Below are 7,046 nucleotides of genomic sequence, written 5' to 3'. Positions count from 1 at the left end.
ATTCCGGCACAATTCGCGTCGAGCTGGGCCGCCCGCCATTGTCCAGCCGGTCCCAGCTGTACCAACCAGCGCGGTCGGCGCCCATCTGAACCAGCCAGGACCAAACGGTTTCCGGGGGCGCTTGAAGGGTTGTGGCCATGGTCGAGCAGCCAGTCGGTGCTGGTACCAGTGTGTCGCCGGGGTATCCGGCCGCCGCCTCCGCAGGGGTGGCGCCCCAGCGCAGCATCCGGTGCCGCAGCATCAATGCAGCCACCGTGGCCAGTAGGACAACAGTCGATCGCATATTCGTGCCTCCCGTTGTGGATTCGTACGAATGCGGAGTTCAGCGGCCAGGGCCCAAGCGCCGTAGGCCGATGGTCCTTGAAACAGGGTCGATAGCCTCAGGAGCAGCAGTGGCCGGCATGGCCCGGTTCGGGCCACAACCGATCACCCGGCAATGGCCTACGGTTCGGGCGGCTCGACCACCGGCCGACACTTGTGATGCGTGCGGAGAGGCAACTGCCGTTCCGGCAGAATCCGTTGCATCGAGATATCTACGGCTTTCTAGCCGAAAGATAGGTGGCCGCGACGACCATTGCCGCGATGATGGCGGCGATTACAACAGCGGCGGTGGGCCAGTCCATGATGGGCTCCTTTCGGGGTTTCGAACATTCACTCTCGCGCGCCGGGCGCCTATTCCGTAGGGGAATTGGTTACCGTCTCCGAGGCTTTGGACCTCTCTCGTCTTGACCAGTCCTGATTCGTGGCCTCGGTCGATGCCAACGGTGGCTGACGGTGTGGCCGCGGACGGCTGGAACGCGGACTTGTCGCGCCGAGGCGGCGGCCGTCGTTTCCGAGGATGCGGATTCGGACCTGATTCGCGTGACGAGGTGGCGTAACGGAGCCGATAGCGCGCCCGAGGCTCGGTCGCGGTCGTAGTGATGCCTGCCGTCGCGGGCGTGGGCCAGGAGCACCGCTCCGACCAGCCCCGCCGCGTGCGCGATCAACTCGCCGACCTCGCGATGATCACCGGCACCTCCGCCGCGTGCAAGACCGCCTGACCTACCGAACCGAGCGTCATTCCGGCGAAACCGCCGCGCCCATGACTGCCGACGACGAGAAGCTGGGCATTCCGGCCCACCTCGAGTAGCCGCTCGGCGGGGCGGTCCTCGACCACGATGCGCCGCACTGAAACCTCCGGATACTTCTCTCCGTATCCGGCCAGGCTTCGGGAGAGCAGTTCCTCGCCTTCTTCTTGCATGTCGGCGGGTGAACTGAAGCGCAGGAAACCCGACCACGTGTGCACCGCGATCAGTTCGGCGCCACGTACCGCGGCCTGGTCGAAGGCGATCTCGACGGCATGCACACTGCTCGGTGAGCCGTCGACTCCGACCACGACCGGGCCGTCGGATCGGGCGGCGGTTTCCGGGATGACGGCGACCGGACACGCGGCGTGCCGAGCCAGCGCGGTGCTGACCGAACCGAGCAGTCCGCGGCTGATGGCACCGAGCCCATGAGTGCCGACGACGAGCAGACGCGCGGTCTTGGAACGATTCCGCAGGACCGGGATCGGGGGAGCGTCCACCAGTTCGGTACTGACGTCGAGTTCGCCGATCGGCGCGGACTCCGAGACGGCGGCCGCCCGGGCCGCATCCAGTGCGTCGTGCACACTCTGCCAGTAACTGTCGAAATCGAATCGTGCTAGTTCGATACCCGATCCGAAGTCACCCAAGACTCCGATCGCGTAGACGAGGTGTAGCGGCACATGGTGGTGAGCGGCGTCGACGGCGGCCCAGCGCACGGCCGCAAGCGCGATGGAGGAACCGTCGACGCCGACGACGATAGGGGGATCGCTGACAGTGGACATCAGTTGCACTCCTTCTCGCGTCTCGCGGGTACCTATTGCCGATCGACGAGCGGCGCACGACACCGGTCAGTGCGGGCTGCCGAGCCGGGCGACCACGACGGTTGCGTCGTCTGCTCTCATTCCGCTGCCGGTGACAAGACGCTGTCGACCCGCCTACTGCGATGCGGACGCGGTGGTGAGGTGCTCGGCGATGAGAATGCGGTGGGCTTGTTGGGCCGCGTCAGCCCGGCGTTGGTCATCGATGTCACTGCTCGGCAATTGTTCGAGCCCGCGGGCGAGAACCGCCACCGCGTCGCCGAGTAGCAGCACTCGGTGTTCCATTCGGTCCAGTCGTTCCGTGATTGCGGCGTCAGCCGCGGCCCTGTCGCTGCCGGACTCGCCGCGCAACACTGCGCGCAGGAATGCCGGCGGTATACCAGTGCCGATCTTCTCGGCGACGGCGTCGAGCCGTTCGCGCGCGGTGCGCAGTATCGCTGTCGGTGAAGCGCTATTGAGGGACATGGCATCAGCGTCGTCCCGTCGGCCGCGGTCGACTAGGGTCCGATGGCCCTGGCCGCGAACCGCTGATCGCCCTCGGTGTGCGGTGGCGGGCGGACGCCGCGAACCGCATATCGGCCTCGCTGTGCCGAGAAGGACCTTTGCCTGCGACCAATGGCCCTACCGTCGGATCTCGGCCGGTTGCGACCATGAGTGCGGACGGGGAACGGAGGAGGTTGGGCCATATGCATGCGAAGGTGGGGGACTGGCTGATAGTCGAAGGTCGCAATGTCGGCGGTGCGGTTCGGCACGGTCTCATCGAAGAAGTGCACGGGAAGGACGGAATGCCCCCTTATCTGGTGCATTGGACCGATACCGGGCATCGGGCCCTGACCTTTCCCGGGCCGGACGCACATATAGCGACCCGCGATGAACTGCGTGCGCAGGAAGAAGTCGCAGAGGCGCATTTCTCCTCCAGGGTTTATCGAGCGGGCCGGCCAGCCGCGAAACCCGCCGACGCCTGAGAGCCGGTACCGATGGCACCGCGCCGGCCCTCGACGGAGAACACGCCACCACCGCGTGGGCACATCGACCGGCCCAATGTCGTCGCCGTGGACGGCTCGGCCGTCTCCCTCTACGCCGCGGCGTGGGCGGCGGCGGATGCGGCGTTGTACCGGCGCAGACTGTGTATCGTCACCTCGGTTCGGGTCGGCTTCGGCGCGAGATTTCTATCGGCCGACACCGACGCATCGCGGAGCCGGAACGGCGAACAAGTGCTCGGCGAGGCCTGCGAGGTAGCCCGAAAGGCGGCGCGCGACGAGACACTGCCGATGGAGACCTCACTCATCGCCGATCCGATCGTTCCGCATCTGATCGACCGCTCGAGATGGTCGGGGATGGTCGTCGTCGGCAGCCGTGGTCTCGGGACGTTCGGTCGTGGCTTGCTCGGATCGGTGAGCACAGCAATGACCAGGCACGCGCGCTGCCCGGTCGCGATCATCCGCTCGGCTCCGGCCACGGATGCGGTCTCCGCGGGCAAGCCGGTCCTTGTCGGAGTGGACGGGACGCCCAATTGCATACCGGCGATACGACTGGCGTTCGAAGAAGCCTCGCGGCGCGAAGTCGAGTTGATCGCGCTGCACGCGTGGAGTGATACCCGCGCGACCAATCTTATTTCGACCTGGGATGCTGTGCGAGAGTGGGAGATCGCGCTACTTGCGCAGAATCTGGCCGGGTTCGGCGAGCGATTCCCGGAGGTGCCGGTGCGACGAGTGTTGATGCGCGACAGTCCTGTTCGCTGTCTGGCCGACGAAGCGCGGGACGCGCAACTGCTGGTGGTGGGCAGCCGTGGCCGCAGAGGCGCGGCCGGTGTGCTGCCCTGGTCCACCACTTCCGCACTCGTCGATGCAGTGCAGTGCCCCGTCATCGTCGCGCGTCAGCGCTGAGGATCGGGGACAGGAAGGCAACGCTGGACTCGAGAGGAGGTGGCGATGCTTTTCGACGATCGCTCTGACGCCGGGCGTCGCCTGGCGAAACGACTGCAGTACCTGAGGGACGAGGATGTCGTCGTCGTGGGCCTGCCGCGTGGCGGTGTTCCCGTGGCCTACGAGGTCGCGCGGGGCCTGGACGCACCGCTGGATGTGATCTTGGTTCGTAAACTCGGTGTCCCGTACCAGCCGGAGCTCGCTTTCGGCGCGATCGGCGAGGACGGCGTCCAAGTGATCAACGACGTGGTGCTCGGCTACACGAGGCTCACCCGCGAGGAGATCGCTGAGGTGGAGCACCGTGAACGCGCCGAACTGAGACAGCGGACCGAGCGGCTGCGGCGTGCTCACCCGCGTATCCCGCTTTCGGGTCGAACTGTGGTCGTCGTCGATGACGGCATCGCCACCGGCGCGACGGCTCGCGCAGCTTGCCAGGTGGCGTGGGAACAAGGCGCACAGCGCGTTGTGCTGGCCGTCCCGGTGGCTCCCCGTGACACGGTGGCGATATTGCAGGAAGTGGCCGACGAGGTGGTCTGTCTGGAGATGCCCACGCGGTTCGGCGCGGTCGGCGGCTGGTACCACAATTTCGGCCAAGTGGCCGACGCCGAGGTCGAGCTGCTTCTTCGTTCTGCGCAAACCCGCAGCGAGCTTCCCTGAATGCCCGCCGACTCGGGCTGGTGATTGTTCGCGCACGGCAGCGGCAGCAGCCGACGCAGCCCGCGCAACCGGTTCGTTGCCGAGGTGCTGAACCGAGCCGGGCTGGGCACCTGTTTCTTCGATTTGGTCACTCCTGACAAGGAGATCGACCGGTCACAGGCGTATCAGGCTGCCGCGCGGGCGACTGCTCGATGCGACCCGATGGCTGACCGGTCGAGCCGACGTCGCCGGTCTTGGGCGTCTGAGGGCCGGTGGCCGGACTTGCGGCCGATCGTGGTCAGAGGGCCCGGTCTCCGGTGACCTTCGGCCGTCACGGATGCCTACTGCTTCGCGCGATGCTGAATTCAGAAACGAGCGTACCCAGCCAGCTGAAAGGTGATTGATTACCATGGCCGGACTCGAAGGCAGAAGCGCGGTCGTCACCGGCGGTGCACGCGGCATCGGCGCCGCTGTCGTATCCGCCCTGGCGAAGGAGAACATCTCCGTCGTCATCGGCGATCTACTCGAACGCGAGGGCAGCGCGTTGGCGGAGTCGCTCGGCTCGGGTGTGATCTTCCGTCGGCTGGACGTGACGGACGAGGACGCGTGGTGCGCGGTCTTGGATGACGCGGAGGCGGAGTTCGGCCCCCTGGCGGTGCTGGTCAACAATGCGGGCATCATCGACTTCGGGGGCGTCGAGACCGAATCGCCCATGATGTTCCGGCATGTCGTCGACGTGAACCTCTACGGCGCCTGGCTGGGTATGCATCTGGCGGCGCCGCGATTGCGGGCCGCCGGCGGCGGGGTGATCGTCAACATCTCTTCGACAGCCGGGCTGATCGGGTACGCGGGTATCGGCGCCTATGTCGCGAGCAAATGGGGTTTGCGAGGTCTGACCAAGGCCGCCGCTCTGGAATTGGGCCGCGCGAACGTGCGGGTGTGTTCGATACACCCCGGTCCCATCCACACGCCGATGACCAACGCCATGGACGAATCCGTGGCCGCGAATCAGCCGCTGGCTCGCTTCGGTGAGCCGGACGAGGTCGCGGCGATGGTGCGATTCCTGGTCACCGAGGCCACGTTCTCGACCGGCTCGGAGTTCGTGCTCGATGGTGGCGCCACCGCCGGTCAGGTCCTGGGCCTGCCGGACGAATCCCGATGAGAGGCAAGCGATGCCGAAAACACATCCTGATCTCGATACGCTGCGATCAGTGTTGACGCTGGCGGTGCGAGCGCCGTCGGTGCACAACACTCAGCCGTGGCTCTGGCGGCTCGGGCACGAAACCGTGCATCTGTATGCCGACGAAAGCCGAAGGCTTCCGCACACCGACCCGGATGGGCGCGACCTGCTGCTCAGTTGTGGCGCCGTGTTGCATCATCTGAGGGTGGCGGCCCGTGCGGAGGGGTGGGAGACGACGATCCACCGGCTGCCGGACCCAGCCGCACCTGAGCATCTCGCGTCCGTCGAGTTCCATTCCACCGCATTCACAGCCGAGGATGTCGAGTTGGCGCGCGCCATCGGCAGCCGCTGTACCGATCGCCGTCACTACAGTTCCTGGGAGGTGCCGGCCGCGCATATCGAGGCGATCATCGCCGCAGGGGAGGCGGTCGGAGTGCTCGTGCGCGATATCGACGCCGAACCGGCGCGGACTCAATTGCTGCGGGCATTCGAACAAGCGGCGTGGGAACATGCGCGTGACCTGGCCTACGGCGCCGAACTCGCCCAGTGGAGTGGCAGGCACGCGGCGCCGCAGGGGGTCCCGGCGCGCAACGCGGTGTCGAGCGACGCCGATCCGACGGTGCGTCCGTTCTCGAATCCGGGATTGCCGCAGGCGGTGGTGCGTGATGTCGACGCCGCTGACCGGATGATGCTCCTGAGCACCAGCAGTGACGACCGATTGTCCCGGTTGCGAGCTGGTGAAGCCGCGAGCGCGGTGCTGTTGACCGCCACGACCCTGGGTCTGGCGACGTGCCCGCTGACCGAGCCGATGGAACTGGCCGGCACCAGGAAACGCATCCGCGCGAATGTGCTGGACGATACCGGATATCCGCAGATCGTCGTTCGGGTCGGTTACGCGATCCCGAGTGCCGATCCGGTCCCGGCCACTCCGCGCCGCCCGCTCGACGAGGTGGTTGCGCCCCTGGATCCCTCGGGTTCGTGAAAGTCGCCATAGCGGCGACGACGGTGAGCGAACCCGAAGCCGCGTAGATGGTGATGGCAAGTCGGCACGAGGTGACGAAACGATTCGTGGCGGCCGAACGGCGCCGAACGATCGGCACGAAATAGGACACATGGATTCGGCACCGAGGAGAACGCAATGACCGAGAACTCGACCGCACGCACTGGGCAGACCGATCTGATCGTGGTCGCCGTCGACGGATCCGCGACGTCATACCACGCGGCGGCGTGGGCAGCGGCCGACGCCGCGTTGCATCGGTGCCGGCTGCATATAGTCACCTCCGTCGCCATTCAGCCCGGGTACGGTCCCGGTGCCATGCTGACCGAAGCCGATGTGGAGTGGCTGCGCAAGGACGGGGAACGGGTGCTGACCGAGGCCGCTCGGGTGGCCAGGGCGGCCGCGACGGGCGAGGCGCTGGCCATC

The 7,046-nt window shown here is 66.7% G+C and carries 8 protein-coding genes and 1 pseudogene; 6 read left to right on the top strand and 3 right to left on the bottom strand.

Translation table 11 applies throughout. The features are described 5' to 3' along the window. The 3 genes and pseudogenes from ON27_RS44440 to ON27_RS30045 form a co-directional block, all read right to left on the bottom strand. A pseudogene (locus tag ON27_RS44440) lies at window positions 1–283 on the bottom strand (hypothetical protein); the annotation flags it as partial. 699 nt (window positions 284–982) lie between these two features. Further along, the gene (locus ON27_RS30050; protein WP_043735254.1) at window positions 983–1,846 is read right to left on the bottom strand and encodes a universal stress protein; all 864 of its coding nucleotides are present in this window, start codon (window positions 1,844–1,846) and stop codon (window positions 983–985) included. Window positions 1,847–1,999: 153 nt separating this feature from the next. Next, window positions 2,000–2,347 carry a hypothetical protein gene (locus ON27_RS30045; RefSeq protein WP_043735245.1) on the bottom strand — a complete coding sequence of 116 codons (348 nt, stop codon included), beginning with the start codon at window positions 2,345–2,347 and terminating at the stop codon, window positions 2,000–2,002. Window positions 2,348–2,568: 221 nt separating this feature from the next. On the opposite strand from ON27_RS30045, the gene ON27_RS41725 reads away from it, so the two are divergent. The 6 genes from ON27_RS41725 to ON27_RS30015 form a co-directional block, all read left to right on the top strand. Then, window positions 2,569–2,847, top strand: a complete 279-nt coding sequence (locus tag ON27_RS41725) for a DUF1918 domain-containing protein (protein ID WP_083887886.1) — start codon at window positions 2,569–2,571, stop codon at window positions 2,845–2,847. 12 nt (window positions 2,848–2,859) lie between these two features. Next, entirely contained in the window at window positions 2,860–3,768 is a 909-nt protein-coding gene (locus ON27_RS30035; protein WP_051047115.1) for a universal stress protein, read from the top strand. A 45-nt stretch (window positions 3,769–3,813) separates the two neighbouring features. Next, window positions 3,814–4,464, top strand: coding sequence for a phosphoribosyltransferase (locus ON27_RS41720; protein ID WP_043735247.1), 651 nt, complete (start codon window positions 3,814–3,816; stop codon window positions 4,462–4,464). A gap of 388 nt (window positions 4,465–4,852) precedes the next feature. After that, entirely contained in the window at window positions 4,853–5,605 is a 753-nt protein-coding gene (locus tag ON27_RS30025; protein WP_043735242.1) for an SDR family NAD(P)-dependent oxidoreductase, read from the top strand. Window positions 5,606–5,654: 49 nt separating this feature from the next. Continuing rightward, complete coding sequence (locus ON27_RS30020; protein ID WP_306306964.1) at window positions 5,655–6,605, top strand: Acg family FMN-binding oxidoreductase; 951 nt, start codon at window positions 5,655–5,657, stop codon at window positions 6,603–6,605. 156 nt (window positions 6,606–6,761) lie between these two features. Beyond that, window positions 6,762–7,046 (top strand): universal stress protein (locus ON27_RS30015; RefSeq protein WP_043735235.1); only part of this gene is annotated, 285 nt, incomplete at its 3' end.

This window comes from Nocardia asiatica NBRC 100129 (assembly GCF_000308415.1).
Taxonomy (GTDB): Bacteria; Actinomycetota; Actinomycetes; order Mycobacteriales; family Mycobacteriaceae; genus Nocardia; species Nocardia asiatica.
The sequence above is the reverse complement of the archived record's forward strand: the minus strand, read 5'-3'. Positions and strand labels throughout refer to the sequence as shown.